The 24,864-nt window shown below is 58.7% G+C and carries 28 protein-coding genes and 1 other RNA gene; 12 read left to right on the top strand and 17 right to left on the bottom strand.

Annotated features, from left to right (window positions below):
• The first annotated feature begins 29 nt into the window (after window positions 1–29).
• Window positions 30–665, top strand: coding sequence for an energy transducer TonB (locus AC07V9_RS11730; protein ID WP_495015880.1), 636 nt, complete (start codon window positions 30–32; stop codon window positions 663–665).
• 79 nt (window positions 666–744) lie between these two features.
• Here AC07V9_RS11730 and AC07V9_RS11725 read toward each other — a convergent pair whose 3' ends face one another.
• The 6 genes from AC07V9_RS11725 to AC07V9_RS11700 all read right to left on the bottom strand — a co-directional run bounded on the left by AC07V9_RS11725 (window position 745) and on the right by AC07V9_RS11700 (window position 5,832).
• Window positions 745–1,620 (bottom strand): hypothetical protein, encoded by an 876-nt coding sequence (locus AC07V9_RS11725; protein WP_495015879.1) that lies wholly within the window; start codon window positions 1,618–1,620, stop codon window positions 745–747.
• Window positions 1,621–1,665: 45 nt separating this feature from the next.
• The gene (locus tag AC07V9_RS11720; protein ID WP_495015878.1) at window positions 1,666–1,947 is read right to left on the bottom strand and encodes a bacteriocin immunity protein; all 282 of its coding nucleotides are present in this window, start codon (window positions 1,945–1,947) and stop codon (window positions 1,666–1,668) included.
• A gap of 1 nt (window position 1,948) precedes the next feature.
• Window positions 1,949–2,326: an HNH endonuclease signature motif containing protein gene (locus tag AC07V9_RS11715; RefSeq protein ID WP_495016033.1), complete on the bottom strand. Its 378-nt coding sequence runs from the start codon at window positions 2,324–2,326 to the stop codon at window positions 1,949–1,951.
• 47 nt (window positions 2,327–2,373) lie between these two features.
• Window positions 2,374–2,721, bottom strand: coding sequence for an S-type pyocin domain-containing protein (locus tag AC07V9_RS11710; RefSeq protein WP_495016032.1), 348 nt, complete (start codon window positions 2,719–2,721; stop codon window positions 2,374–2,376).
• On the bottom strand, window positions 2,667–4,670 hold the full coding sequence (locus AC07V9_RS11705) for a hypothetical protein (protein ID WP_495015877.1): 2,004 nt from the start codon (window positions 4,668–4,670) through the stop codon (window positions 2,667–2,669). The genes AC07V9_RS11710 and AC07V9_RS11705 overlap by 55 nt, the downstream gene beginning before the upstream one ends.
• A gap of 184 nt (window positions 4,671–4,854) precedes the next feature.
• Entirely contained in the window at window positions 4,855–5,832 is a 978-nt protein-coding gene (locus tag AC07V9_RS11700; protein WP_495015876.1) for an NADPH:quinone oxidoreductase family protein, read from the bottom strand.
• A 134-nt stretch (window positions 5,833–5,966) separates the two neighbouring features.
• On the opposite strand from AC07V9_RS11700, the gene AC07V9_RS11695 reads away from it, so the two are divergent.
• Window positions 5,967–6,377: a flagellar basal body-associated protein FliL gene (locus tag AC07V9_RS11695; protein WP_495015875.1), complete on the top strand. Its 411-nt coding sequence runs from the start codon at window positions 5,967–5,969 to the stop codon at window positions 6,375–6,377.
• Window positions 6,378–6,389: 12 nt separating this feature from the next.
• Here the strand turns inward: AC07V9_RS11695 and AC07V9_RS11690 are convergent, their stop codons facing one another.
• Window positions 6,390–6,839 carry an EVE domain-containing protein gene (locus tag AC07V9_RS11690; RefSeq protein WP_495015874.1) on the bottom strand — a complete coding sequence of 150 codons (450 nt, stop codon included), beginning with the start codon at window positions 6,837–6,839 and terminating at the stop codon, window positions 6,390–6,392.
• Window positions 6,840–7,035: 196 nt separating this feature from the next.
• On the opposite strand from AC07V9_RS11690, the gene AC07V9_RS11685 reads away from it, so the two are divergent.
• The gene (locus AC07V9_RS11685; protein WP_495015873.1) at window positions 7,036–7,185 is read left to right on the top strand and encodes a hypothetical protein; all 150 of its coding nucleotides are present in this window, start codon (window positions 7,036–7,038) and stop codon (window positions 7,183–7,185) included.
• A 143-nt stretch (window positions 7,186–7,328) separates the two neighbouring features.
• On the opposite strand, the gene AC07V9_RS11680 is transcribed toward AC07V9_RS11685, so the two are convergent.
• From AC07V9_RS11680 to AC07V9_RS11665, 4 genes are all read right to left on the bottom strand, one after another.
• Entirely contained in the window at window positions 7,329–7,955 is a 627-nt protein-coding gene (locus AC07V9_RS11680) for a 5-formyltetrahydrofolate cyclo-ligase (protein ID WP_495015872.1), read from the bottom strand.
• A gap of 89 nt (window positions 7,956–8,044) precedes the next feature.
• Window positions 8,045–8,223, bottom strand: a non-coding RNA gene (gene ssrS / locus AC07V9_RS11675) — 6S RNA.
• A gap of 31 nt (window positions 8,224–8,254) precedes the next feature.
• Complete coding sequence (locus AC07V9_RS11670; protein ID WP_495015871.1) at window positions 8,255–8,572, bottom strand: cell division protein ZapA; 318 nt, start codon at window positions 8,570–8,572, stop codon at window positions 8,255–8,257.
• Window positions 8,569–8,778, bottom strand: a complete 210-nt coding sequence (locus AC07V9_RS11665; protein WP_495015870.1) for a TIGR02449 family protein — start codon at window positions 8,776–8,778, stop codon at window positions 8,569–8,571. Before AC07V9_RS11665 ends, AC07V9_RS11670 begins: the two co-directional genes overlap by 4 nt.
• 150 nt (window positions 8,779–8,928) lie before the next feature.
• On the opposite strand from AC07V9_RS11665, the gene AC07V9_RS11660 reads away from it, so the two are divergent.
• From AC07V9_RS11660 to AC07V9_RS11645, 4 genes are all read left to right on the top strand, one after another.
• Complete coding sequence (locus AC07V9_RS11660; protein WP_495015869.1) at window positions 8,929–9,480, top strand: YecA/YgfB family protein; 552 nt, start codon at window positions 8,929–8,931, stop codon at window positions 9,478–9,480.
• A 75-nt stretch (window positions 9,481–9,555) separates the two neighbouring features.
• The gene (gene pepP, locus AC07V9_RS11655; RefSeq protein ID WP_495015868.1) at window positions 9,556–10,890 is read left to right on the top strand and encodes a Xaa-Pro aminopeptidase; all 1,335 of its coding nucleotides are present in this window, start codon (window positions 9,556–9,558) and stop codon (window positions 10,888–10,890) included.
• Window positions 10,887–12,074, top strand: coding sequence for a 2-octaprenyl-6-methoxyphenyl hydroxylase (ubiH, locus tag AC07V9_RS11650; RefSeq protein ID WP_495015867.1), 1,188 nt, complete (start codon window positions 10,887–10,889; stop codon window positions 12,072–12,074). The genes pepP and ubiH overlap by 4 nt, the downstream gene beginning before the upstream one ends.
• A gap of 145 nt (window positions 12,075–12,219) precedes the next feature.
• Window positions 12,220–13,440, top strand: coding sequence for a 2-octaprenyl-3-methyl-6-methoxy-1,4-benzoquinol hydroxylase (locus AC07V9_RS11645; RefSeq protein ID WP_495015866.1), 1,221 nt, complete (start codon window positions 12,220–12,222; stop codon window positions 13,438–13,440).
• A gap of 174 nt (window positions 13,441–13,614) precedes the next feature.
• Here the strand turns inward: AC07V9_RS11645 and AC07V9_RS11640 are convergent, their stop codons facing one another.
• The 3 genes from AC07V9_RS11640 to AC07V9_RS11630 all read right to left on the bottom strand — a co-directional run bounded on the left by AC07V9_RS11640 (window position 13,615) and on the right by AC07V9_RS11630 (window position 17,328).
• Window positions 13,615–15,144 carry a SulP family inorganic anion transporter gene (locus AC07V9_RS11640; RefSeq protein WP_495015865.1) on the bottom strand — a complete coding sequence of 510 codons (1,530 nt, stop codon included), beginning with the start codon at window positions 15,142–15,144 and terminating at the stop codon, window positions 13,615–13,617.
• Window positions 15,145–15,280: 136 nt separating this feature from the next.
• Entirely contained in the window at window positions 15,281–16,015 is a 735-nt protein-coding gene (locus tag AC07V9_RS11635; protein ID WP_495015864.1) for a carbonic anhydrase, read from the bottom strand.
• Between the two features lie 254 nt (window positions 16,016–16,269).
• Window positions 16,270–17,328: a PA0069 family radical SAM protein gene (locus AC07V9_RS11630; protein ID WP_495015863.1), complete on the bottom strand. Its 1,059-nt coding sequence runs from the start codon at window positions 17,326–17,328 to the stop codon at window positions 16,270–16,272.
• Between the two features lie 193 nt (window positions 17,329–17,521).
• Between AC07V9_RS11630 and AC07V9_RS11625 the strand changes: the two genes are divergently transcribed.
• The 5 genes from AC07V9_RS11625 to gcvH all read left to right on the top strand — a co-directional run bounded on the left by AC07V9_RS11625 (window position 17,522) and on the right by gcvH (window position 22,932).
• Window positions 17,522–18,196: a dual specificity protein phosphatase family protein gene (locus tag AC07V9_RS11625; protein ID WP_495015862.1), complete on the top strand. Its 675-nt coding sequence runs from the start codon at window positions 17,522–17,524 to the stop codon at window positions 18,194–18,196.
• 133 nt (window positions 18,197–18,329) lie between these two features.
• Window positions 18,330–19,331 carry an extracellular solute-binding protein gene (locus AC07V9_RS11620; RefSeq protein ID WP_495015861.1) on the top strand — a complete coding sequence of 334 codons (1,002 nt, stop codon included), beginning with the start codon at window positions 18,330–18,332 and terminating at the stop codon, window positions 19,329–19,331.
• 141 nt (window positions 19,332–19,472) lie between these two features.
• Window positions 19,473–21,089, top strand: a complete 1,617-nt coding sequence (locus tag AC07V9_RS11615; protein ID WP_495015860.1) for an ABC transporter permease — start codon at window positions 19,473–19,475, stop codon at window positions 21,087–21,089.
• A 310-nt stretch (window positions 21,090–21,399) separates the two neighbouring features.
• Window positions 21,400–22,482: a glycine cleavage system aminomethyltransferase GcvT gene (gene gcvT, locus AC07V9_RS11610; protein ID WP_495015859.1), complete on the top strand. Its 1,083-nt coding sequence runs from the start codon at window positions 21,400–21,402 to the stop codon at window positions 22,480–22,482.
• 66 nt (window positions 22,483–22,548) lie between these two features.
• Entirely contained in the window at window positions 22,549–22,932 is a 384-nt protein-coding gene (gcvH, locus tag AC07V9_RS11605) for a glycine cleavage system protein GcvH (protein WP_495015858.1), read from the top strand.
• Window positions 22,933–23,034: 102 nt separating this feature from the next.
• On the opposite strand, the gene AC07V9_RS11600 is transcribed toward gcvH, so the two are convergent.
• The 3 genes from AC07V9_RS11600 to AC07V9_RS11590 all read right to left on the bottom strand — a co-directional run bounded on the left by AC07V9_RS11600 (window position 23,035) and on the right by AC07V9_RS11590 (window position 24,835).
• The gene (locus AC07V9_RS11600; protein ID WP_495015857.1) at window positions 23,035–23,352 is read right to left on the bottom strand and encodes a DUF2388 domain-containing protein; all 318 of its coding nucleotides are present in this window, start codon (window positions 23,350–23,352) and stop codon (window positions 23,035–23,037) included.
• A 79-nt stretch (window positions 23,353–23,431) separates the two neighbouring features.
• Window positions 23,432–23,878, bottom strand: coding sequence for an NfeD family protein (locus AC07V9_RS11595; protein WP_495015856.1), 447 nt, complete (start codon window positions 23,876–23,878; stop codon window positions 23,432–23,434).
• Between the two features lie 3 nt (window positions 23,879–23,881).
• Window positions 23,882–24,835, bottom strand: a complete 954-nt coding sequence (locus AC07V9_RS11590; protein WP_495015855.1) for an SPFH domain-containing protein — start codon at window positions 24,833–24,835, stop codon at window positions 23,882–23,884.
• Window positions 24,836–24,864 lie beyond the last annotated feature (29 nt).

Raw genomic sequence — 24,864 nt, 5'->3', positions numbered from 1 at the left:
AGTTGATCAAAAAATGAACGGAGTGATGGGTGAAGACGTTTTTATTAAGCCTTCTGGTGCTGTTGATAGGCCCTTTAGAGGCTGTCTCAAAAGAGCTGGACTATGAACTGCAATCAGCCCCCCGCTATCCGCGCTCGCTGTATGAAAACGGGGTCTCGGGTGTGGCCATCGTAGAGTTCAACGCCCACAGCGATGGCTCAATCACTGACGTAAAAGTTGTCGACAGCTCGCACATCAAATTCGCCCAGTCAGCCGTGCGAGCGGTTACGCAGTGGCGTGCCAAACCTTGGGAGGTGGTGCCGGGTATGCCTGATGTAAGGGGGTTCAGGCAGGAGCTCTATTTCACTCACTCAAAAGAGGGCAACGCACCCCACCGCTGGATCCGTCAGCGGGTGCGATGGGTTTCCTGTTCGATGTTCAACAAGGCGATGGCCGATTTCCAGGCTCATTCGCCTGATTGGGTGTGGGTGGACATGCATTACTTCTCTTACACCTTCAAGGTGCTGGCGAGATCGGCGACCCGGCTGAAAATGACTGACGGGCAAAGAGAGGAGACGGGGGATGCGTTGGTCGCCGCTGTCCCGCAGATCGTCGCGGCGTGCAAGGCGCAGCCGGATAGGCGTTATCGGGATGTGTTGCCGGAGAGGCTTCTAGGGATGCTTTAGTTTTCAACTCGAAACAGTTCTTCGTCGAATGGAGCGTGGGCAGGAATGCCTACGCTCCATTCGATCACTCATTCAATATTCAACTCGGTGCACTCGATGAAGCTTGAGGGGCATTCAAGTGGGGGCCAATTGCAGAGGCGTATAGAGCGACAGCCGCATCAATGCCGTTTTTTAAGACGAGTGTTGCATGGTCAATTTCCGCCATCGCAGAGGGGCCGGGAATGAACACGATTTCACGTGCTGGTCCGGTTTCCGAGAAGGTGTCACTCAGCGAGTGTTCTGTACTGACTGTCGGTTCAAGCGGTTCGGGCGTCACTACCGGAGCCAACTCCAACGCGAGTCGCGCTGCCTGGATTGCAGCTGCTTGTGCCTTTTGTTCCGCCAACGCTTGTGCCGCTGCATAAGCCTGTTGCTCGGCAAGCTGGCGGGCTGCTAACTGCGCTGCCTCTTCGGCTTGACGTTGTGCCAGTTGGCGAGCAGCATCTTCGGCCAAGCGTTGAGCGTGCAACCGTGCAGCTTCTTCAGCCTGGCGTTGTGCGAGTTGACGGGCAGCCTCTTCCGCTTGGCGTTGGACTTGCTGGCGCGCGGCTTCCATTGCTAGCTGATGGGCTTCCTGCTCAAGTCTGGTTTGAACAGGGGCAAGGCTATCAATGAATGCCTGAAGATGTTTCGTGATCTCGTAGGTAACCCATCGTGGAAATGGTTCGTGGGTCGGTCCGCTAACGGAACTAAGATCGCTGCCCTGCAGCATGTCGAGAATCAAGCTAGCCATCTCACCGTGCGGCGCAAGAGGTTCATATCGAGACCGCTTCTGTGTGATTAGATTTTGAGCAACCCCCCGGTGATGGGTAACCAGCTGGAGAGGCCCCATCCCGGCGGTATGTCCAACGTGCGCAACCAATTCGGAGCGAATTGCATTAGGTAGTGTGTTGAGTTGATGAATGATCTCGTGCATGAATGAGACTTCCTTGTGCAGATATGATTTTCAGGTTTTCTGGTATCAAATGTTTTCTGGCTTAAAGCCGGGTTTTCCGTTAGCTGCCCGCCATCTTTTGACTTCCTTCAGAACACCCTCCGGTGAGTCTTCCTGGCCTTCTTCTGGGTAAAAAATGACGTCGGACTGACCGGGATGTTCCGTTATTTTTTCAAAATGTACGACATGGCGCCTAACAAAGTCTTCGAAATTTTCATTGCTTACATTTTCAGGTGTATAAAAAATATTTTTTAAAAAATCCAAGAATTCAGATTCGGTATAGTCTTCGAGTTTTTCTTTAAAAGTCATTTTAATTTTCCTTGTGATATTGAATGTGTTGTACTGGGGTCAGTATAACCATATTGTCTACGTCGTAAACTGCACCTCCTTTGGAGACTTCGTGTATGTGATGGATTTCAAATTTGTCACGCCCGCCTCGCTGATCAGATTTTTTTGGGTACGGTGCGCGCCCACGGCTGACCTGTTTTTTATTAGAGATGCTGAGTTGAGAATTTAATTTTGGATCGTTTGAAACTGCCTCCCAAAGCGCCTCTCGCATTTTGTCAAAATTCGAAAATTTCCTCCCCCTTAATTGATCCGCAATTTGCGAAGGAATAGGCGCTCCTTCATTACGAGTCTTTTCACTCAACCAAGTTCCAGAAACAAATTGACCTGTGCCACTTGCAATCCCCGGAATGTCACGAGGACCTTTAAAATAGACGTACTGACTGCCGCCTAGTTCGGCGGGGAATTTGAGAATGTAGTCGTCCGGCTCACGTACATGCTCAGGAGAAGTAATGTTTCGGGTAATACGTTATCCGGTTTGGCGCCTGCGTACGCGGGTGAGTGTTGCGTGGCGGGTGGCAGATGAGTTGAGCTATTCTCTGGGCTAACTTGCGGTGTCCATATTAGTGTTGGAACGGTCTCTCCATCACGTGTAAAGGTGTAAGTATTGGTCGCTGAATCATAAGTGACTGGGCGAACACGGACTTTATTTCCGTAGTTGACGCCATCGGCTTCAACCCACTTCAGTCGTCCGTCCTGTGCATGGGGATCGGGCGCAAGCCGGTGGGTAACGTCAATGGTCCCTTTTCTGTCGGCTTAAATCCAAGGTCAACGTCAGCTACACCCAATTCAGAGGCTGGCGTTGAAAAAATCTCGGAAGGTCTTTCTCCCGAAGCCATATCCGCAGGGTAGAAGGCGGCAATGATGGGTAATTGCTTTCCTAAAGCCGTAGCCGCTTTGCGCAAGAGCATTTTCTTCGCGACTTCGCTGGCCCTTTCCCACGCATCCGGACGTGTTTGGGTCGGCGCGTTTGGGCTGGCAACCGCAGACCAGAGACGTCCGGCGTCGGAGATATGCTTGGCTACTGATAGTTCATTGTTTTTCTGTTGTGTAATAACAACATGCTCTGCGTACTCCCTGGACAACTCACTTGAGGACTGCATAAGTTGTTCAGTGGCCCGCTTTTGTAGCCGTGCGTCCAATGCGTCTTTATAGGCTTGGGTCCATTCCTGATGTATCTGATACGCCTGCTCCGCACTTGTACTCCTAGCGCCGAGAATCGCCTTGAATTGCTCGCTGGTTATCTCTAGTGGGTCGCTGCCTGCGAACAAACGAGCGGAGGTGTCTTTGCTCTTTGAAAGCTCCAGCTTTGTAGAAGCCAGATAATTGATTTGAGTTTTTTTACGGAGAATCGCCTCCAGCAGAGTTTGCCCGGTTAGTTCATCCAAGCCGGATGTCGATTGAGTCTCCGCCGCTAATGTTGCGGGTAGCGAGATGACTGCATCGCCGTATTTTTTATCCAGCTCTGCTTTCAAGGATGCGTATGAATGAGGAAGGGTTTCCAGCGCTTGCTGGTGGGCCGCGATCGCGCGTGCCCTTTCTGCTTGAGCGATAGCCGCTGCTTCAGCGGCCATCAATTGTTGCCTTGCTTGTCTTAGAGCGGCTGCCCTATGCTCTAGTTTTTGAATAGCTTGAGAAAACTTTTCTAGATGATTGGCCGATTCCGAATGCAAAAGCGCTCTGTGATAGTCTGCCCATGCTTGACCAAGCTTATTGCTTGACTGCGCGTCTACTAAGCTTTTTAACGCTTCTAGCTCTGGTTTGAGAAGTGGGCTATTTATATTGGGGTTACGATTGTTATAGCTGCCAATCTTTGATGTATACGTGTAGGCCAAAGTTTGCGCCGCTTGCTTAAGTGCATGCAGCTGGTCAGTTAACTCTCCTGAGTTCGAAGATTGATCTATTTGGGCAGAAAAAAAGTCTGGCATGATCCATTTATGCAGAGCTAACTCAGCGTTGATCGCTTCCATCTTTGAGGTGATTGTACTCTTGTCAGCGAGACCCGCAGATAGGGTGTCGACGCTTTTGGCTGCTGAGTCAAAGTGACTGCTAAATAATTCCAGACGCTGTGCTGCAAGTTTTTGTTCTTGTGCGGCTTTGGAGGTTTTGTCCCAGTCTGCCCACGCCGACCCAACTTGCTCTGGAGTATTCAATGATTTATCTTGAATTAGCTCCGTCAGCTTTCTAAATGGCAGCTCTCGTGAGAGATAGAGAGGGCTTTCTCCGTAAAAAGCTAATGCGACTTTGGTGTTTGCCGAGTACTGATTTTTAGCATCATTCGCTCGTTGATGAAGAAATTTCTGCTCTTGGCTGGCCTTTTCTAAAGTTTCACCAGTATTGGTGATGCCTGCAGAGTTGTTAAAAGACGATATCTCTTGTTCTATTTTTTGACTCAGTTGTTTTTGTTGATTTTGGTATTCGTTCTCGTTGGCGATATGAACGTTATGCATTTCATCCAGGAAGATGTTTCTTATTGTCTTTTCTCCTGGTGGCATGGTGCCTGGTCGTCGACGACCTCGGTTAGCTAAACTAGGACTTTGAATGCTGTCAAGTGTCGAAGGTCGCGAGCTGTGAGAGTAGTTTGCTCCAGAACCGTTTTCCAACGGCTCTGGTTCATCGCCAATATGAATAGGGTCCGAAAAATAAATTCCGCCATCGAGTCTGTTCTGATCTAGTGGATTGCTCATACCATTCTCCTTGTGGGTATGAGCAAAATTTATTAATGTTCATGGCTGATATGGCGGTAATTATTTATTGTTTAAATTTTTTATCGGTTGTTCTCAATATTTTTGTTTTTTAAACGAAAAGAGCTTTCGCGGGAGTTCCTCTAGGCGAATTTCGCCGTCGCGGCAGTGGGCTGAACAACTCCACTTATCTAACCCCAACCACCACCTTCCCAACCGCCTTCCTCTGCCCCAACGAATCAATCGCTTCCCCGGCCTGTTCCAACGGATAAACCTTCGACACCAGAGGTTTCAACTTCCCTTCTGTAAACCAGGTAAACAGCTGCTGAAAGTTAGCTGCATTGTCTTGCGGCTGACGCTGGGCGAACGAGCCCCAGAACACGCCGACGACTGAGGCGCCTTTCAGTAGTGCGAGGTTCACGGGCAACTCCGGGATGCGGCCGCTGGCGAAGCCGACGACCAGGAGGCGACCGTTCCAGGCGATGGAGCGGATGGCCTGGTCGAAGAGGTCGCCGCCGACGGGGTCGTAGATGACGTCGACGCCGTTGCCGTTGGTGAGGCGTTTGAGTTCGTCCTTGAGGTGGGTTTCGCTGTAGTTGATCAGCTCGTCGGCGCCCGCGTTCTTGGCGACTTCGAGTTTGTCGGCGCTGCTCGCGGCGGCAATGACCCGGGCGCCCATGGCTTTGCCGATTTCCACCGCGGCCAAGCCCACGCCTCCGGACGCGCCGAGTACCAGCAGGGTTTCGCCGGCTTGCAGGTTGGCGCGCTGTTTGAGCGCGTGCATGGAGGTGCCGTAGGTCATGCCGAAAGCGGCGGCTGTGGTGAAGTCCATCGCCTCTGGAATGGGTAGGACGTTGTACCCGGCGACGGCAATCTGCTCGGCGAAGCTGCCCCAGCCGGTGAGGGCCATGACGCGATCGCCGACTTTCAGGTGGCTGACTTTTTCACCGACGGCTGCGACGACGCCCGAGGCTTCGCCACCCGGCGAGAAGGGAAAGGGCGGTTTGAACTGGTATTTGCCCTCGATGATCAGGGTGTCCGGAAAGTTGACCCCGGCGGCGTGCACGTTCAGCAGGATTTCGTTTTTCTTGGGTTCGGGCGTCGGAATGTCTTCCAGCACCAGGGTTTCGGCGGGACCGAAGGCTTTGCAGAGCACGGCTTTCATCGGGGCTATTCCTTTTCCAGTGATGGCCGATAAGTGTAGGTAGAGGGGTTTTGGGGTCAATGAGCATGACCCGGCCTGATAGGCGTGCATAAGCTGAAGTAAGCTATGGCGCGAACCGGATTGAGGAGTGAACTGTGAAAGCGTGGATTGTGATGTTGTTGGCGTTGTCGATGCCTGTTGTGGCGATGGCCGAAGAAGGCGGCGAGAAGGAGGACCCGAACAAGGTTTCCTATGTCGCCCTCACGCCACCGTTCGTGGGCAATTACGCGCTGGACGGCGGCCCGAAACTGCACGTTTACAAGGCTGACGTCGCGCTGCGCGTCACCGGTGCCGAGGCGCAGAAGCTGGTCAAGGCGAACGAGCCATTGATTCGTAATCAGCTGGTTGCGCTGTTCACCCAGCAGACCGTCGACAGCATGAGCAACGTCGACGCGAAAGAAAAGCTGCGGCAGGAAGCGTTGAAGCAGACCCAACAGGTGTTGAGCCAGGAAACCGGCAAGCCTGTGGTGGATGACCTGTTGTTCAACAACTTCATCGCGCAGTAACCGCGACAGCCCTTAGCGCAATGTCAGCATTGCAGCCCACTGTTCGGCGGTGACTGGCATGACGGACAGACGACTGCCTTTTTGCACCAAGGGCAGTTGTTCGAGCGCTGCTTGCTGTTTCAGATAACCCAGGCCCAGCACCTTGGGGAAAGTCTCGACGAAGGCGACATCAATCGCGCTCCAAGGGTTCTTTTCCGTGCTGGCCTTGACGTCGAAGTAATGGCTCTTCTTGTCCAGAGCTGTGGGATCGGGGTAGGCCGCTTTGATGATTTTGCCGATACCGGCGATGCCTGGCTCCGGGCAGCTTGAGTGATAGAAAAAAAACTCGTCGCCCACGGCCATGGCACGGAGAAAGTTGCGCGCCTGATAATTGCGAACGCCATCCCATCGGGCTTGGCCGAGCGTTTGCAAGCCCGTGATCGACAGCTCGTCAGGCTCGGATTTCATCAGCCAATAGGCCATTTTCTGGGGCTCCTGAAGGCGGTCTGGACAAGTTGTCCGACGCTTTTATGACAAACCGACAGTCGGTTGACGCCAGTATTTGCGTGTTGGGTCACGTTATCGCAGAATGCCGCCATTTTAAGCGCCACACCGTTATGCGGCCTATTGAAACACGCCGTGAACGTCAGGTTTTTGATTTGCCAAAGGGGGGCAATCAATGCAACGCAAGCCGGATTTACTATGGATTTTGGTCATTTTGTTCGGCTTGGGGATTGTCACCACCGGTTATGCACAAAGTCTGTGGTCTGCGAAAACCGATGCACCGGTTGAGATCACTCAGCAGCAACAGCAGCAATCCCGTCGCTGAACATCTAACAGCTTCGCTCTAAAACTGTGGGACCGAATTCATTCGGGAGGGTGCGGTACAGCCGATGATGTATCGGATGTAATGGCCTATCGCGAATGAGTTCGCTCCCACAGGGTAGTCCCCAGCGTCAGGTAATCTGCTGCTCAGGCCATATACCAACGCTTATCCGACACCGTTCCCTGCAGCGGCACATCCCAGCTGGCTACGCTCAGCTTTCCGACCTTCTGACACTCATGGGCCAAGCCGAGCAACACCGGTTTTTGCCAGGCTTTTCGACGTGCCTGATACGCCAGACTGCGGTCGTAAAACCCGCCGCCCATGCCCAGTCGCCCGCCATGATCGTCGAACCCCACCAGCGGCATCAGAATCAGGTCCAGCGCCCAGATCCTGCGCTGTTGTCTTGAATTGATACGTGGCTCGGGAATGCGAAAGCGGTTGGGCCTGAATGCGTCCCCCGGCCGTACGCGCTGAAACACCATTTTGGTTCGCGGCCACGGACTCAGCACGGGCAGATACGTCGCTTTGCCTCGACGTTGCGCCTCTTTGAGCAGCAGACGCGGGTCGATTTCGCCGTCCATCGGAAGGTAGAGCGAAACATGCCTTGCGCGACGAAAAAGCGGGTTTTGCGCGAGTTGGCGGTACAAGCCATGTGCCGCTCGTCGCTGATCTGCGCGGCTGAGCGCACGACGGGCCTTGCGCAACAGACGACGCAATTGAGGGCGGGAGAGGGCAGAATGATCGTTCAGGGAAGCGGCGCCAGAAGAGGTCATGCAGGCGGGTCCGTGAGATTTGGAAGGTGGACCGTGTGATCACGATCCCCATTGCCAGACAGGGCGTCTGGCAATGGGTTGAAGATTCGAGACTCCCCGACGAACCGCTGTCGGTGTAGCCCTTGAACCCGAAAGTTCAAGGTGGAGATTGCAGGAGGTTTTAAGGCTTTCCGTCGAGCGGACATGCACACCAACCCCAACGTGCAACCCCCGTGGTTGTGCGTATCGGCTCAGGGACATGACCGACTGGCAAGCACTCCAGGGAGCGGGCGCCAGTATACCGAATGATGTCTGAACAATCAGCCTTGTGCTTTTGGTTCATCCGTGGCAAGGACCAGATCCACACGGTCGAGCAGGTCGCGAACCTGCTCGCGGGTCGAGCCGCTGGCCTGGGTTTCCGGAAGTTCCTGTTTGTGCAGCAGGTCGTGGGTGATGTTCAGGGCTGCCATGACTGCGATGCGATCGGCACCGATGACTTTGCCGCTGCTGCGGATTTCGCGCATTTTGCCGTCCAGGTAACGGGCCGCGCTGACCAGGTTGGTGCGCTCTTCCTGCGGGCAAATGATCGAATATTCTTTATCGAGGATCTGCACGGTGATGCTGTTGCCATTACTCATGAGTCTTGCTCCAGGGCCTTGAGGCGCGAAATCATCGACTCGACCTTCTGCCGGGCGATTTCGTTCTTTTCAATGAGGTGCGCGCGTTCCTCGCGCCAGGTTTTTTCCTGAGCTAATAGGAGTGCGTTTTGACTTTTTAGTTGCTCGACACGGTTGATCAATAGCTCCAGTCGAGCCATCAGCGCTTGCAGGTCGTTGTCTTCCATCGTTTTCCACTGATTATTTTCTGATGAGTGGTGCAGGAGCTGGCGTCAGTAATTGCCTTCAATGTCGCCTGGATAGCTTGCGCGCGTCTGCCGGTGCTACGATACAAGGCCTTCATTCTAGACATTGCGCCGCTTGGCGCCTAGTTGCCCATGCCTAATCAGAACTCCCCGTATTACGCCTTCGCCACCTTGCTCAGCGGCGCTGGTCATCCCGTTTCTCCCGCCGAACTGCACGGCCTGTTGCTAGGCCGCAGTTGCGCGGGCGCAGGCTTCGATGCCGAAGGCTGGTTCGACGACGCACAAGAACTGCTTGAGACAGAGCCTGCGGCCAACGTCCGTCAGGCGCTGATCGGCCTTCAGGAGATGGTCAAGAACGAACTGACCGGCGACGACATGGCCGTCGTGCTGCTCTTGCCAGGCGACGATGAGACCCTGGCTGCGCGCACCCTGGCTATGGGTCAATGGTGCCAGGGTTTCCTCCATGGCTTCGCGCGAGTCGGCGGACAGCCGATGAGCGACGATGCCAAGGATGTGCTGCAAGACCTGGCCGCCATCGCACAGATTCAGGACACGCTGGACGAGTCCGAAGACGGCGAAAGCGACTACATGGAGGTCATGGAGTACCTGCGCGTCGCGCCGCTTCTGCTGTTCACCGAGTTCAACAAGAAAGCGGAACCCCAAGCCAAGCCTTCGCTGCACTGATTGCCTATCGTTGCTGCCCGGTCGTCGCGCCTGAACGCCGATGCCTGGCGGCCCTCCGGAGGACCCTACTTGCCCATGATCCGAATCCCGAAAGCCGAATACGCCCGTCGCCGCAAGGCCCTGATGGAGCAGATGGAGCCCAACAGCATCGCCATTCTGCCGGCGGCAGCTGTGGCGATTCGCAATCGTGATGTCGAACATGTTTACCGCCAGGACAGTGATTTTCAGTACCTGAGCGGCTTCCCGGAGCCGGAGGCGGTGATCGTGCTGATCCCCGGTCGGGAGTATGGCGAGTACGTGCTGTTCTGTCGTGAGCGCAATGCCGAGCGTGAGCTGTGGGATGGCTTGCGCGCCGGGCAGGATGGCGCGATCAGCGAGTATGGTGCCGACGACGCCTTCCCCATCACCGACATTGACGACATCCTGCCGGGCCTGATTGAGGGCCGCGATCGGGTGTATTCGTCGATGGGGAACAATCCCGAATTCGACCGGCATGTGATGGAGTGGATCAACGTCATCCGCTCCAAGGCCCACTTGGGCGCGCAGCCGCCGAAGGAATTCGTTGCGCTGGATCACCTCCTCCACGACATGCGTCTGTATAAATCGGCGGCGGAAGTGAAGGTGATGCGCGAGGCGGCGCAGATATCCGCACGCGCACACATTCGTGCGATGCAGGCCAGTCGCGCCGGGTTGCACGAGTTCAGCCTTGAAGCCGAGCTCGATTACGAGTTCCGCAAGGGCGGGGCGAAGATGCCGGCCTATGGTTCGATCGTCGCCTCGGGCCGCAACGCCTGCATCCTGCACTATCAAGAGAATGACGCCACGTTGAAGGATGGCGATCTTGTGCTGATCGACGCCGGTTGCGAGATCGACTGCTACGCCAGCGACATCACCCGAACCTTCCCGGTCAGCGGCAGGTTTTCCTCCGAGCAGAAGGCGATTTACGAGCTGGTGCTCAAGTCCCAGGACGCGGCGTTCGCGGCCATCAAGCCGGGCAACCACTGGAACCAGGCCCATGAGGCGACGGTGCAGGTGATCACGGCGGGGCTGGTCGAGCTGGGCCTGCTGCAGGGCGAGGTCGATGAACTGATCGCCAGCGAAGCGTACAAAGCGTTTTACATGCATCGAGCCGGGCACTGGCTGGGCATGGATGTGCACGACGTCGGCGAGTACAAGGTCGGCGGAGAATGGCGTGTGCTGGAGGTCGGCATGGCGCTGACCGTGGAACCTGGAATTTATGTCTCGCCGGACAATCAGAATGTCGCGAAGAAATGGCGCGGGATCGGTGTACGAATCGAGGACGATGTCGTGGTGACCAAAAAAGGCTGTGAAATCCTGACCGGTGGCGTGCCCAAAACCGTCGCCGAAATCGAGGCCCTGATGGCCGCTGCGCGAACCCAGGCCGCATGAGCCGCTTCAATTTGGCCATCGTCGGTGGCGGGCTGGTGGGCGCGAGTCTGGCGCTGGCCCTGCAAGCTGGGGCTAAAGAGCGAGGCTGGAAGATCGTCCTGATCGAGCCCTTCGCGCCGGGCGACACCTGGCAGCCAAGCTACGACGCACGCTCCTCGGCGCTGTCTTTCGGCGCGCGGCAGATCTATGAGCGCTTGGGCTTGTGGCAGCAGATTAGCCGCCGTGCCGAGCCGATCCTGCAGATTCAGGTGTCCGACAAAGGCCGCTTCGGCGCAGCGCGACTCTCATCCATGCAAGAAGGCGTGCCCGCACTGGGTTACGTGGTGGAAAACGCCTGGCTCGGCCAGTGCCTGTGGCAGGGGCTGGACCAGGACGTGATCAGTTGGCGCGTGCCGGCTGAAGTGAAACAGATGCAAGCGCTGCCCGACGGCTATCGCCTCACCCTGAACGACGAAACGCAGCTGGACTGCGATTTGGCGGTGCTCGCCGATGGCGGCCGTTCCAGCCTGCGCGAGCAACTGGGCATTGGCGTGCGCTCCACGCCCTACGACCAGAGCGCGCTGATCGCCAATATCACACCCGGCGAGGCTCATTGCGGTCAGGCATTCGAGCGTTTCACCGAAGAAGGCCCGATGGCGCTCCTGCCGTTGCCGGAGAATCGCTGCGCGCTGGTCTGGACCCGCACCGGCGATGACGTGAAGCGTCTGCTGGCGCTGGACGATCGCAGCTTTCTCAACGAATTGCAGGGCGTGTTCGGCTATCGCCTCGGCGCGCTGAAACAGGTCGGCGCACGTCACACGTATCCGCTGTCGCTGATCGAGGCCGAAGAGCAGGTGCGCTCCAATCTGGTGGTGCTCGGCAACGCGGCGCACAGCCTGCATCCGATCGCGGGCCAAGGCTTCAACCTGTCCCTTCGCGACGCCGCGTCATTGGCCGAAGCGCTGCTGGCCAGCGATGCCGCGCCGGGTGGCCTGTCGACCTTGCAGGCCTATCGCGATCGTCAGTATCTGGACCAGAAGCTCACCGTGGGTTTCTCCGATCAGGTCACCCGCCTGTTCGGCAGCCAGCAGCCGCTGGTCACAGCAGGTCGCAACATCGGTTTGCTGGGCCTGGACCTGCTGCCGTCGGCCAAGAGCTGGTTTGCCCGTCAGGCCATGGGGCTGGGGACGCGGGCTAATGTCTGACCACTCTTTTCATTTCGTGGCTCCAGCCGCACTTTATTCCGTGGCTCCAGCCACTCTTTATCCCGTGGCTCCAGCCGTTCTTTATTCCGTGGCTCCAGCCGCTCTTTATTCCGTGGCTCCAGCCACCACCGAGACGATTTAAAGCATGGAAACGCGTGCAGATCTGCTGATTGTCGGGGCCGGAATGGTCGGTAGCGCACTGGCGCTGGCGCTGCAAAACAGCGGCTTGAACATTCTGGTGGTCGACGGCAGCCCGCTCAGCGTCAAGCCGTTCGATCACAGCGCTCCGTTCGAGCCGCGGGTCAGTGCCTTGTCGGCGGCCAGCCAGCGCATTCTTGAGCGGCTGAATGTCTGGGAAGGTATTGTTTCCCGGCGTGTCAGCCCTTACGGCGAGATGCACGTGTGGGACGGCAGCGGCACTGGCAAGGTGCACTTCTCCGCTTCCAGCGTGCACGCCCAGGTGCTTGGCCACATCGTCGAAAACCGCGTGGTGCAGGACGCCCTGATCGAGCGTCTACACGATTGCGACATCGGCCTGCTGGCCAATGCGCGGCTCGAACAGATGCGTCGTTCCGGGGATGACTGGCTGCTGACACTTGCCGATGGCCGCACTTTGCGAGCGCCGCTGGTGGTGGCTGCCGATGGTGCGAATTCCACGGTTCGGCGCATGACCGGCACCGCGACCCGCGAATGGGACTACATGCATCACGCCATTGTCACCAGTGTGCGCACGGCTGATTCCCACCGCAAAACCGCTTGGCAGCGCTTCACCGATGACGGCCCACTGGCGTTCTTGCCGCTGGAGCGCGACGGCGAACACTGGTGCTCAATTGTCTGGTCGGTCACGCCGAGCGAGTCCGAGCGCTTGATGAAGCTCGAAGACGAAGCGTTCTGCCGTGAGCTTGAGAAGGCGTTCGAAGGTTGTCTCGGCCAGGTCATTTCGGCCGATCCGCGTCTGTGTGTGCCGCTGCGTCAGCGTCATGCCAAGCGTTACGTCGCCGAAGGGCTGGCGCTGATCGGCGATGCCGCGCACACCATTCACCCGCTGGCCGGGCAGGGCGTGAACCTGGGCTTTCTTGATGCGGCGGTGTTGGCAGAAGTGCTGCACGCTGCGGTCGAGCGGGGCGAGCGACTGGCTGATCCGAAAGTGCTGAGTCGTTACGAGCGTCGCCGCATGCCGCATAACCTGGCCTTGATGGCGGCGATGGAAGGGTTTGAGCGATTGTTCCAGGCGGACCCGTTACCGGTTCGCTGGTTGCGCAACACAGGCCTGAAATGGGTCGATCAGTCGGCTGAGGCCAAGGCGATGTTCGTGCGCCAGGCGCTGGGGTTGACGGGGGATTTGCCAGCGTTGGCGAAGCTCTGACATAACACTTTACTCATTCGGGATGCATTCCTGTGGGAGCGAATTCATTCGCGAGGGGTCGGTGCATTCGATACATCTCTATCGACTGTACTGCCGTCTCGCGAATGAATTCGCTCCCACAGGGTCAGGCTCCATCAGCCCATCAGCCCATCAGCCCATCAGCCCATCAGCCCATCAGTGCAGCGCGGCACCCCCGATGGATGTGCGGATTCGTCCCTCGACCCGACGTTTCAACAGCCGTTGCTCCAGCAACAGACGCGAGCCCTGTGCCGCATTCGCCCGACCCCATTCCTCAAGCAACTCAAGGCACGAGTGGTCGATGTAGCTGAGGTTGCTCAGCGGCACGTGCAGCGTGGTGCCGGGCGGAACATTGCCCAGCGCCTGGGTCAGCGCCGGTACCTTGAGGAAGGTCGCGGCGCCATTCAGGCGTAGCTCCATCTCACCCTCGGCGTCGAGATCCACCAGATTGATCTTCAGGCGCGAAGCGTTCAGCGCCAGTTTCACCAGGGTCAGACCAAAGCCGATCAGCACACCGGTCAGCAGGTCGGTAAGGATGATCGCGCTGGCGGTCGCGGCGTAGATGAACATTGGCATGCGGCCATAACGTCCCAGACCGCGCAGCGCCTTGAGGTCCACCAGCTTGATGCCCGTGTAAACCAGCACGCCCGCCAGACTCGCCACCGGAATGCTCTGCAGCACGCTGGAGAGCAGCAGCACGAACGCCAGCAGCCACAGCCCGTGAAAGATCGTCGACATGCGCGTCTTGGCGCCTGCCTGCACATTGGCCGAACTGCGCACGATCACGCCGGTCATTGGCAGCGCGCCGACCAGACCGCAGAGCATGTTGCCGACGCCCTGGGCGCTGAGTTCCTTGTCGAAGTCCGAGCGCTGGCCATCGTGCATGCGATCCACTGCCGCTGCCGACAACAGGGTTTCGGCGCTGGCGATGAACGCCACGGCAATGGCGGCGATCAGGATCGCAGGGTCGGCGAGGTTCAGCAGGTCGGCCGGACGCAGCCAGTCGATGGCCTCGGCGAGGTTGGCCGGGACCTGAACGCGGTTGACGTCCAGGCTCATCGCCAGGCTGACCACTGTCGCGATCCCGACACCCAGCAAGGCCCCTGGCACAAAGCGCAGGGATTGCGGACGGCGCTTTTCCCACAGCCACATGATCGCGATAGTGCCAAGGCCCAGCAGGCCAGCCTGCATCCCGCTGCCGGGGCCAACGGCGCCCAGCAGAGTTTCGGGGAAAGCGATCAGGTTATCGAGCCCGGATGGCTTGGGCCCGCTGTCGAACATGACGTGTATTTGGGAGAGCACGATCAGCACGCCGATCCCCGCCAGCATGCCGTAGACCACGGCAGGCGCGGTCACGCGGAACCAGCAGCCGAGTTTGAGGCGCCCGGCCAGCAGTTGCAGCAGCCCGGCCAGCAGCAGAATCGGCCCCAGCATGGCCATGCCGTGCTCGCGAACAACCTCGAACACCAGCACAGCCAGGCCCGCTGCCGGACCGCTGACCTGCAACGGAGAGCCGGCCAGCCAGCCAACCACGATACCGCCGATGATGCCCGTGATCAGCCCTTTGGCCGGCGGCATGCCGGATGCGATCGCGATCCCCATGCACAGCGGCAATGCCACCAGAAAAACCACCACGGACGCCAACAGCTCCCGTGGCAACAAAGATTTCAGATCTGTAGTAGCCATGACGACTCTCCGGAGATTCTTCAGACGTGACAACGCCTGACGGCACGCGCGAGGCGCGGCCGCTACAGGCTTGAATGAGGCAGGAACCGTCAGGGGTGTCGCAGGCTCACGAAGTTGTGGCTGCGATCACCTGCGATCAGTAACGTCCGCGCGGCACAGAGGCCATCGGGATCGGGTGGTCGCCATCCAGTGGCAGGAAGCAGTCCTGCTCGGCGTCGTAGGCGCGGATTTCACTGGTTTCGATGTTGTAGACCCAGCCATGGATGAACAGCTGCCCGCTGGCCATTTTCGATGCCACCGAGGGGTGAGTGCGCAGATGCTGCAACTGGGCGATGACGTTTTCTTCGGTGAGTACGTGCATGGTTTCGTGCTCGCCCGAGCAATTGCAGTTGTCCTGCACGACCGTCTTGGCGACCTCGGCATGACGGAGCCAGGCCTTGACCGTCGGCATCTTTTCCAGCGTGTCGGGGTTGAGTACGGCGCGCATGGCACCGCAATCGGAGTGGCCGCAGACGATGATGTGGTGCACACCCAGCGCCATGACCGCGTACTCGATGGCTGTGGAAACGCCACCGTTCATGGGGCCGTAAGGTGGAACCACGTTACCCACGTTGCGGGTGACGAACAGGTCGCCGGGCGAGCTTTGGGTAATGAGTTCGGGGACGATGCGCGAGTCGGCGCAGGTGATGAACATGGCGCGTGGGTGCTGCGCGGTGGCGAGCTTCTTGAACAGTTCTTCCTGCTGAGGGAAGACGTCATGACGAAAATGTTTGAAGCCATCGACGATATGTTGCAGCGCTGCATCGGCAGATTCGGCGATGGCCGCGGCCTCTGGTGTCACGGCCCGAGGTTGTTTATCCCTGTTGCTCATGTCTCATCCTCTCTGTCGGATTGAAGTGGAGTTTCCAGTGATTGCTGTGGACGACCCACTTTTTTCTGGCATGACGGACAATTCCATCTGTGCGCGACCAGCCGGTCACTTGCGAAACACCTTAACGATAGAAACTTAATTGAAGCTGAATGCATCGCTCTAGCTCGCGGGTCCGGGTTAAGAAAATCTTAATCCGGTGTCCAGACGTCTCGCCCTTGGGAGCGTGAGTCTTGCAACCTGAGACGCCACGCGAGTCACAACAGCGACATCTGACCACCCGGCGGGCAGAAGGCTTCACAGTCCAGTTTGAAACTTTCGCGATGATTGAGGCCCAGTTTCTTCACCGCAATACTGTAGCGCTGTGCCAGCAACTCGGCGAATACGCCTTCGCCGCGCATCCGCGTGCCGAAACGGCTGTCGTACACCTGACCGCCGCGGCTCTGGCGCACCAGGCTCATCACATGCTCGGCCCTCTGCGGATAATGCGCCTGCAGCCATTCCTCGAACAGCGGCGCCACCTCCAGCGGCAGGCGCAGCATCACATAGCTGGCGCTCAACGCTCCGGCGGCCTTGGCCTCGGTCATGAGCTTTTCCAGCTCCATGTCGTTGATCATCGGAATCATCGGAGCCAGCAACACCCCGACCGGCACGCCCGCATCACGCAGCACGCGGATGGCCCGCAGTCTGGCCTTGGGCGCTGCGGCCCGGGGTTCGAGGATGCGCTTGAGTTCGTCGTCCAGCGAAGTGAGGCTGATGAACACCGACACCAGATTCAGCTTTGCAAGTTCAGCCAGCAGGTCCAGATCCCGCAGGATCAGCGAGCCTTTGGTGATGATCGTCACCGGGTGGCGGTAGCGCAGCAGCACCTCCAATGTGGCGCGGGTGAGTTTGTAGTCGCGCTCGATGGGCTGATAAGGGTCGGTATTGGCCCCAAGCGTGATGGGCGCGACGCTGTAGCCGGGTTTTGACAGCTGTTGTTCCAGCAGTGCGGCGGCGTTGGTCTTTGCGATCAGCCTGGTTTCGAAATCCAGCCCCGGCGACATGTCCCAGTACGCATGACTAGGCCGCGCATAACAATAAATGCAGCCATGTTCGCAGCCTCGGTAAGGGTTGATCGAGCGATCGAAGGGGATGTCGGGGGAGGCGTTGCGCGCGATGATGCTCTTGGCGGTTTCCAGGGTGACGGTCGTGCCCTGGGTCAGCGGCGCTTCCTGATACCAGCCGTCGTCCTCGGCCACCGAGCGATTCGGCGCGAAGCGGTTGTGCGGGTTGGTCGCGGTGCCGCGGCCGCGCGGGGGGATCTGGATGGACATGCGGGCCTCTCGATAGCTGTTTATATATACAGTATCGTGAAATGCCCATGCTCTCCATGCTCAAGCGGAGAAAAATCGTCGGGCGGCGATCAGCGGCGCTCAACGAATTTTTGACAATTGCCTCACGCCGTCTTGACCCCTGCCCGCAGACACTCGCTGCAACTTATCCCGCCTGTTCACACGGTATCGCTCGATGCGTCTTCGATTGCTCGCTTCTTTGATCGCCATAGTGCTGGCGGCGCCCATCTGCGGCCTCGCGCTGGCCGATGATTCGTCACCGGTGACCCCGCGTCCGAGCGAATGGGCGCAATCCATCGACCCTCATTACAACTTGTATGAAATCACCCCAACGCTGTACCGCAGCCGCCAGCCAGACGCAGACGCGCAGCCGCTGCTCAAGAAGCTGGGAGTGGTCACCGTGGTGGACTTCATCAAGGAAAGCGACAACAAATGGCTGTCTGACCCAACGGTGGCTCAGGTGCAGATCCCGTTGCAGACGGTGCACGTCGATGATGCCGACATGATCCAAAGCCTGCGCGCGATTCAGGCCGCGCAGGAGAAGGGCCCCGTGTTGATCCACTGCAAGCATGGCCAGGACCGCACGGGGCTGGTCTCGGCCATGTACCGTATCGTCGTGCAGGGCTGGAGCAAGCAGGCCGCGCTCGATGAAATGCAGCACGGCGGGTTTGGCGACGGGGATAACCTCAAGCACGGCATCGACTACATCAACAAGGTCGATGTGGACGCGCTGAAAACCGCACTCAACAGCGGTGCTTGCAGCACCAGCGCGTTCGCCAGCTGCGCGATCAAGGGCTGGTTTCAGAAGACCGATGTCGTGGGTGTACAGACGATTCTGTGGCGGCTTTGAGGGTTTGGATCCCGAGCAGCATTAATCGGCGCAGGCCCTGCAACATCTGGTAACGGCTCGGTCCGGACTTCGTTGTTGCGATTCACTACCATTTCGCCTCATTTCTCGACCTCCCGACATCAGGAGACTCAGCATGCAGGCGCGCACGCGTATTCTGGCTGCCTTGGCATTCATCGTGCTAGGCAGCACTGCCCAGGCCGCTGACGAAGTAGTGGTTTACTCCTCCCGTATCGACGAGCTGATCAAGCCGGTCTTCGATGCCTACACCGCCAAGACCGGTGTGAAAGTGAAGTTCATCACCGACAAGGAAGCGCCGCTGATGCAGCGCATCAAGGCCGAGGGGCAGAACGCGACCGCCGACCTGCTGCTCACCGTCGACGCCGGTAACCTCTGGCAAGCCGAACAGATGGGCATCCTGCAGCCGTTCACCTCGCCGATGATCGACACCAACATCCCGCCACAATATCGCTCCTCGACCCACGCCTGGACGGGGCTGAGCCTGCGCGCGCGTACCATCGCCTATTCCACTGACCGGGTGAAGCCCGAAGAGCTGACGACCTATGAGGCGTTGGCTGACAAACAGTGGGAAGGGCGCTTGTGCCTGCGTACCGCGAAGAAGGTCTACAACCAGTCGCTGACCGCCACGCTGATCGAAACCCACGGCGCTCAAGCGTCGGAAAAAATCCTCAAAGGCTGGGTCAATAACCTGTCCACCGACGTGTTCTCCGACGACATCGCGGTGCTTGAAGCGATCAACGCCGGGCAGTGCGATGTCGGCATCGTCAACACCTATTACTACGGACGTTTGCACAAGCAAAACCCGGATCTGGCCGTGCGCCTGTTCTGGCCGAACCAGAGTGATCGCGGCGTGCACGTGAATCTGTCGGGCATCGGCCTGACCAAGTACGCGCCGCACCCTGAAGCGGCCAAAGCGCTGGTGGAGTGGATGACCGGGCCAGAAGCGCAGACGATTTTCGCGGGTACCAATCAGGAGTTTCCGGCCAACCCGAAGGTTGCGCCTTCCGAGGAAGTGGCCAGTTGGGGTGAGTTCAAGGCCGACACCATCCCCGTGGAAATCGCCGGTCGGCGTCAGGCCGAGGCGATTCGCATGATGGATCGTGCTGGCTGGAATTGAATTTATAAGCATCGCATCCCTCTTGTAGGAGCGCGCTTGCCCGCGATAGCGGGGTGTCATTCATGAATGTGATGTCTGACCCACCGCTATCGCGGGCAAGCGCGCTCCTACAGGGGGCCTTTATTTGTGTGAGTGACCCCCTTGGCCCATCCCGCCCAGCGTCGCTGGTACCCCCTGGTCTTCGCCATCGCGGCACTGGTGCTGTTGCCCCTGAGCGTCTTGCTGTTCTCGTGGCAGAGCATCGATCACGAAATCTGGTCGCACCTGTGGGAAACCCAGATGCCGCGCCTGCTGGGCAATACCGTGACGCTGGTCGTCGGCGTCGGGCTGGGCGTTACACTGCTGGGCGTGAGCCTGGCCTGGCTGACCGCGCTGTGTGAATTCCCCGGTCGGCGCTGGCTCGACTGGGCGCTGATGCTGCCGTTCGCCATTCCTGCTTATGTGTTGGCGTTCGTGTTCGTCGGGTTACTCGACTTTGCAGGCCCCGTGCAAACCCTGATGCGCGAGTGGTTCGGTACGGGTATCCGCTTTCCCCGTGTGCGTTCCACTGGCGGGGTCATCATCGTGCTGGTGCTGGTCTTCTATCCCTACGTTTATCTGTTGGCGCGCACGGCGTTCCTCGCCCAGGGCAAGGGTCTGATGGAAGCAGCGCGGGTTCTCGGACAGTCGCCATGGCAAGCGTTCTGGCGCGTTGCGCTGCCGATGGCGAGGCCTGCGATCGGTGCGGGCGTGGCGTTGGCGCTGATGGAAACCCTCGCCGACTTCGGTGCTGTCTCCGTTTTCAATTTCGACACCTTCACCACCGCGATCTACAAGACCTGGTATGGGTTTTTCAGCCTGTCGAGCGCCGCTCAACTGGCCAGCTTGCTGCTGCTGGCGGTGATGCTGCTGTTGTACGGCGAGCACCGTGCGCGGGGCGCCAGCCGGGCAAGCAACGAGCGGCCTCGGGTCAAGGCGCTGTATCACCTGCGCGGCATCAAGGCGCTGGCCGCGAGCGGGTGGTGTGGGCTGGTGTTCGCCTGTGCGTTCGTCGTACCCCTGCTGCAGTTGATCGTCTGGGTCTGGCAGCGCGGGCGCTTCGATCTGGATGAGCGCTACACCGGGTTGATCCTGCACACACTTTATCTGGGCGGCATTGCAGCGTTGGTGACGGTCAGCGTGGCGATGATTCTGGTATTTGCCCGTCGTCTGGCGCCCACCCGCGCGATTCGCTCGGGCGTGAGCCTGGCCAATATCGGCTATGCCTTGCCAGGGTCGGTGCTGGCGGTGTCGATCATGCTCGCCTTCAGTTATCTGGACCGTGAGCTGGTCGTGCCGCTTTCCAGCTGGCTGGGCGGGGCAGGCAAGCCACTGCTGCTCGGCAGCCTTGCCGCGCTGATACTGGCGTATCTGGTGCGTTTCATTGCGGTCGCGTATGGCCCGCTGGAGAACAGCCTGTCGCGGATTCGCCCTTCCTTGCCAGAGGCGGCCCGCAGCCTGGGTGTCAGCGGGCCGCGTTTGTTTTTCAAGATTTATCTGCCGCTGCTGATTCCCGGCACGTTGAGCGCTGCGTTGCTGGTGTTCGTCGACGTGCTCAAGGAAATGCCCGCCACGCTGCTGATGCGACCGTTCGGCTGGGACACGCTGGCGGTGCGGATCTTCGAAATGACCAGTGAAGGCGAATGGGCGCGAGCAGCCCTACCGGCCCTCACGCTGGTCGGTGTCGGCTTACTACCGGTAATTGGCCTAATCAGACGTTCGGCGAGACCGATCGGCTAGGTGCGGGGTCACACCCATGCGGCTACAATGCGCCGCAATCGATACGGTCTGTCAGACAATTCTGCAAATTCGCATAGGTTTCAGACCCCGAGTCACGGGGGATTTGCCATTGTTGTGAACGACCGTGTCTTCGCAACCAGGGAGATGTGAAAACGTAGCGAGCGAAGACAATACAAGGCAAAAGCAGGCGAAAAACGGCCGGGTCGCGTTCGACTCTAGCTTTTCTAAATGAGCATTTTTCGCCTGCTTTTAACGCAGTAGTGTCGAGCGCAGTAGTTTTCACATTTCCCTGGCCCGGAAGGAGAAACCCATGGGAAAGCGTACGCCCCTCTTTGACCTGCACCTCGCCCTTGGCGCGAAACTGGTCGATTTTGGTGGTTGGGACATGCCGTTGCACTACGGATCACAAGTCGAGGAGCACCATCAGGTGCGCCGCGATTGTGGGATTTTCGATGTGTCGCACATGCACGTCATCGACGTATCGGGCAGCCAGGCCAAGCCTTGGCTGCAACACCTGCTGGCCAACGACGTCGGCAGGTTGCAACACACCGGGCGCGCGCTCTACAGCGCGATGCTCGACACCCGGGGCGGGATCGTCGACGACATGATCGTCTACCTCACCGACGAGGGTTACCGGCTGGTGGTCAACGCGGCCACCGGCGCCAAGGACCTGGCCTGGATGAATGCGCACTCGTCCGGTTTCGACGTGTACCTCACCCATCGCTCCGAGTTGGCCATGCTGGCCATTCAGGGGCCGCACGCGCGGCAAAAAATCGCCGAACTCGTCACCCAGGCCCGTACCGAACTTATCCACACCCTGCGACCTTTCGAAGGTCAGCAAGAAGGCGACTGGTTCATCGCCCGCACCGGTTATACCGGTGAAGACGGGCTGGAGATCATCCTGCCAAGCGACCAGGCCTGCCGCTTCTTCAACGACATGGTCGGCGCAGGCATTTCGCCAATCGGTCTGGGGGCGCGGGACACGCTGCGTCTGGAGGCGGGCATGAATCTTTTTGGTCAGGAAATCGATGAACAGGTGTCACCGCTGATTTCCAACATGGCCTGGACGGTGGCCTGGCAGCCGGAAGACCGTGATTTCATTGGCCGCGCTGCGCTGGAAGCCGAACGGGCGAAGGGCGTTGCTTCCAAGCTTGTAGGGCTTGTCCTTGAGGAGCGAGGTGTTTTGCGCGCCCATCAGGTCGTCCGAATAGCGGAAGTTGGCGAAGGAGAGATCACCAGTGGTAGTTTCTCTCCTACGCTAAGCAAGTCAATTGCCTTGGCGCGCGTTCCCATCGCCACGGCCGACCGCGCCGAGGTGGAGATCCGCGGCAAGTGGTACCCGGTTCGGGTGGTCCAGCCGACGTTCGTGCGTCACGGCAAGGCCCTGATTTAGACGCTGTACCTGAATTTTCCCTGGCGGGTTTTCCGCTGACCTGATGATGTAAGAGGATAAAAAATCATGAGCGACATTCCAGCCGAGCTGCGTTTTGCCGAAAGCCACGAATGGGCCAAGCAAGAGGGTGAGCTGATCGTTGTCGGTATTTCCGATCATGCGCAAGAAGCGCTGGGTGACGTGGTGTTCGTCGAGCTGCCGGAAATCGGCAAAGTCTTCGCCGCTGGCGATGCAGCGGGCGTGGTCGAGTCGGTAAAAGCCGCTTCCGACATCTACTCCCCGGTGGCCGGTGAAGTGGTTGAAGTCAACGAAGCCCTGGGCGATGCGCCTGAAGAGCTTAACAGCGCCCCGTACAGCTCGTGGATCTTCAAGGTCAAGCCAAGCAACGCCGCTGGCGACTTGGCCAAGCTGCTCGATGCTGCGGGTTACAAGGCTGCCATCGGCGAGTAATCAGCCGATAGCAATCTGTGGTAGGCGACCGCGTGTTGGTGGACGATTACCGCTGAAACAAAAATGCCGCTCAAACGAGCGGCATTCTTTGAAGGTTGATGCTTACTGCTCGGCAACGAGGTTCTTGGCCAGAATCGCGTTGGCCAGGTCCATGTCCGAGGCGTTCAGGCCTGGGTTGTCCTTGCGCACCTGATCCAGCGCTGCTTCCAGATACGGGCCACGAATGGCGCCGTCGCTGGCGACGAAGCTGCCGGCGTCATCCTGCGCCGCCACAATCAGTTTGTGATGGCGGAAGGTGAGGTAGGTCGAACCTGTGGTTGCACCGGACGAGATGACGTCGCGCAGAAAGCCATCGGCCATGGCTGAACCGACTGGCAGGGAAAGCAGGGCTAACGTGGCTACAGCAAGTTTTAGACGCATGACGGGCTACTCCGACTTGGGGTTGTTCTGTAATGATTGGATACGCCTGAGCCGGAGGTAGTTCCGTCACGGCCCGCGGTTATGCCACCTCGACTTTCAAAATCGCCCCGTCCTGAGCGACGACCCTCACCTGGTTTCCGGCAGCCGTATCGGGGCCCACCACCATCCACACGCCGTCGCCCACCTTGATCTTTCCACGCCCGCCGACGATGGCGTCGTGAACGACGAAGGTCCTGCCGATCAGCTCCGAGCCGCGCATATTGAGGCCTGGTTGATCCGATTTTCGCAACACGCTGCGCTGGCGTCGCCACCAATACAGCGCCGTCAACACGGAAAGCACGGCGAACAGCAGGAACTGCACTTCCCAGCTCATCGCCGGAATGATGTACGTGAGAATGCCGACGGCAGCCGCCGCAACACCGATCCACAGCAGATACCCGCCCGCGCCGAACACCTCCAGGATCAGCAGTACCGTGCCGAGTCCCAGCCAGTCCCAGAACGACAGGTCTTGCAGGTAATTCCACATGGCTCAGACTCGCTTGCCGGGTTCAGGTCGGCTCCGGTCGGGGGCGCCTTTGTCGAAGGTGGCCTTGACGATCTCGCCGATACCGCCGATGGCGCCGATCATCTGGCTGGCTTCCAGCGGCATGAGGATGACCTTGCTGTTATTGGCCGATGACAGTTTGCCGAGGGCGTCGATGTACTTCTGTGCGACGAAATAATTGATCGCCTGCACGTCACCGGCCGCAATGGCTTCGGACACCACCTGCGTCGCGCGAGCCTCGGCTTCGGCTTGACGTTCGCGGGCTTCGGACTCCAAAAACGCCGCTTGACGCTCACCTTCGGCTTCAAGGATCTGCGCCTGCTTCTTGCCCTCAGCGGTGAGGATCGCCGAGGCGCGCAGGCCTTCGGCTTCGAGAATCTGTGCGCGCTTGATCCGCTCGGCTTTCATCTGGCCGGACATGGCGGCCATCAGGTCGGCGGGCGGGCTGATGTCCTTGATTTCGATGCGGGTGATCTTGATGCCCCACGGCGCGGTGGCCTCGTCGACGATGCGCAGCAGGCGTTCGTTGATGCCGTCGCGCTGACTGAGCATGGCGTCCAGCTCCATGGAGCCGAGCACGGTGCGAATGTTGGTCTGCAGCAGATTGCGAATCGCGTGCTGCAGGTTGTTGACCTCATACGCCGCCTGGGCGCAGTTGACTACTTGATAGAAGCACACCGCGTCGATCTGAACCGTGGCATTGTCGGAGGTGATGACTTCCTGCGGCGGAATGTCGAGCACGGTTTCCATCATGTTGATCTTGTGGCCGATGCGATCCATCACCGGCACGATGATGTTCAGGCCTGGTTTCAAGGTGTTGGTGTAGCGACCGAAGCGCTCCACGGTCCACTGATACCCCTGCGGCACGACCTTGAAACCCATGAACACGATGGCGATGGCCAGCGCGACGACAAGCAAAACCACACTACCGATTTGCATAACCTTTCCCTGTTGGTTGCGGCGGATGA

The sequence above is a fragment of the Pseudomonas sp. GW821-FHT02A11 genome, from assembly GCF_059421985.1.
The sequence above is the reverse complement of the archived record's forward strand: the minus strand, read 5'-3'. Positions and strand labels throughout refer to the sequence as shown.

What these genes read in the sequence shown, in the direction of transcription:
- gcvH (WP_495015858.1), top strand. Translation starts at nt 22,549, where the DNA reads ATGAGCGACATTCCAGCCGAGCTGCGTTTTGCCGAAAGCCACGAATGG.
- gcvT (WP_495015859.1), top strand. Translation starts at nt 21,400, where the DNA reads ATGGGAAAGCGTACGCCCCTCTTTGACCTGCACCTCGCCCTTGGCGCG.
- AC07V9_RS11640 (WP_495015865.1), bottom strand. Translation starts at nt 15,144, where the DNA reads ATGGCTACTACAGATCTGAAATCTTTGTTGCCACGGGAGCTGTTGGCG.
- AC07V9_RS11700 (WP_495015876.1), bottom strand. Translation starts at nt 5,832, where the DNA reads ATGAAAGCCGTGCTCTGCAAAGCCTTCGGTCCCGCCGAAACCCTGGTG.
- AC07V9_RS11720 (WP_495015878.1), bottom strand. Translation starts at nt 1,947, where the DNA reads ATGACTTTTAAAGAAAAACTCGAAGACTATACCGAATCTGAATTCTTG.
- AC07V9_RS11685 (WP_495015873.1), top strand. Translation starts at nt 7,036, where the DNA reads ATGCAACGCAAGCCGGATTTACTATGGATTTTGGTCATTTTGTTCGGC.
- AC07V9_RS11660 (WP_495015869.1), top strand. Translation starts at nt 8,929, where the DNA reads ATGCCTAATCAGAACTCCCCGTATTACGCCTTCGCCACCTTGCTCAGC.
- AC07V9_RS11705 (WP_495015877.1), bottom strand. Translation starts at nt 4,670, where the DNA reads ATGAGCAATCCACTAGATCAGAACAGACTCGATGGCGGAATTTATTTT.
- AC07V9_RS11690 (WP_495015874.1), bottom strand. Translation starts at nt 6,839, where the DNA reads ATGGCCTATTGGCTGATGAAATCCGAGCCTGACGAGCTGTCGATCACG.
- AC07V9_RS11670 (WP_495015871.1), bottom strand. Translation starts at nt 8,572, where the DNA reads ATGAGTAATGGCAACAGCATCACCGTGCAGATCCTCGATAAAGAATAT.
- AC07V9_RS11680 (WP_495015872.1), bottom strand. Translation starts at nt 7,955, where the DNA reads ATGACCTCTTCTGGCGCCGCTTCCCTGAACGATCATTCTGCCCTCTCC.
- AC07V9_RS11600 (WP_495015857.1), bottom strand. Translation starts at nt 23,352, where the DNA reads ATGCGTCTAAAACTTGCTGTAGCCACGTTAGCCCTGCTTTCCCTGCCA.
- AC07V9_RS11665 (WP_495015870.1), bottom strand. Translation starts at nt 8,778, where the DNA reads ATGGAAGACAACGACCTGCAAGCGCTGATGGCTCGACTGGAGCTATTG.
- AC07V9_RS11645 (WP_495015866.1), top strand. Translation starts at nt 12,220, where the DNA reads ATGGAAACGCGTGCAGATCTGCTGATTGTCGGGGCCGGAATGGTCGGT.
- AC07V9_RS11630 (WP_495015863.1), bottom strand. Translation starts at nt 17,328, where the DNA reads ATGTCCATCCAGATCCCCCCGCGCGGCCGCGGCACCGCGACCAACCCG.
- pepP (WP_495015868.1), top strand. Translation starts at nt 9,556, where the DNA reads ATGATCCGAATCCCGAAAGCCGAATACGCCCGTCGCCGCAAGGCCCTG.
- AC07V9_RS11590 (WP_495015855.1), bottom strand. Translation starts at nt 24,835, where the DNA reads ATGCAAATCGGTAGTGTGGTTTTGCTTGTCGTCGCGCTGGCCATCGCC.
- AC07V9_RS11625 (WP_495015862.1), top strand. Translation starts at nt 17,522, where the DNA reads ATGCGTCTTCGATTGCTCGCTTCTTTGATCGCCATAGTGCTGGCGGCG.
- AC07V9_RS11595 (WP_495015856.1), bottom strand. Translation starts at nt 23,878, where the DNA reads ATGTGGAATTACCTGCAAGACCTGTCGTTCTGGGACTGGCTGGGACTC.
- AC07V9_RS11635 (WP_495015864.1), bottom strand. Translation starts at nt 16,015, where the DNA reads ATGAGCAACAGGGATAAACAACCTCGGGCCGTGACACCAGAGGCCGCG.
- AC07V9_RS11725 (WP_495015879.1), bottom strand. Translation starts at nt 1,620, where the DNA reads ATGCACGAGATCATTCATCAACTCAACACACTACCTAATGCAATTCGC.
- ubiH (WP_495015867.1), top strand. Translation starts at nt 10,887, where the DNA reads ATGAGCCGCTTCAATTTGGCCATCGTCGGTGGCGGGCTGGTGGGCGCG.
- AC07V9_RS11620 (WP_495015861.1), top strand. Translation starts at nt 18,330, where the DNA reads ATGCAGGCGCGCACGCGTATTCTGGCTGCCTTGGCATTCATCGTGCTA.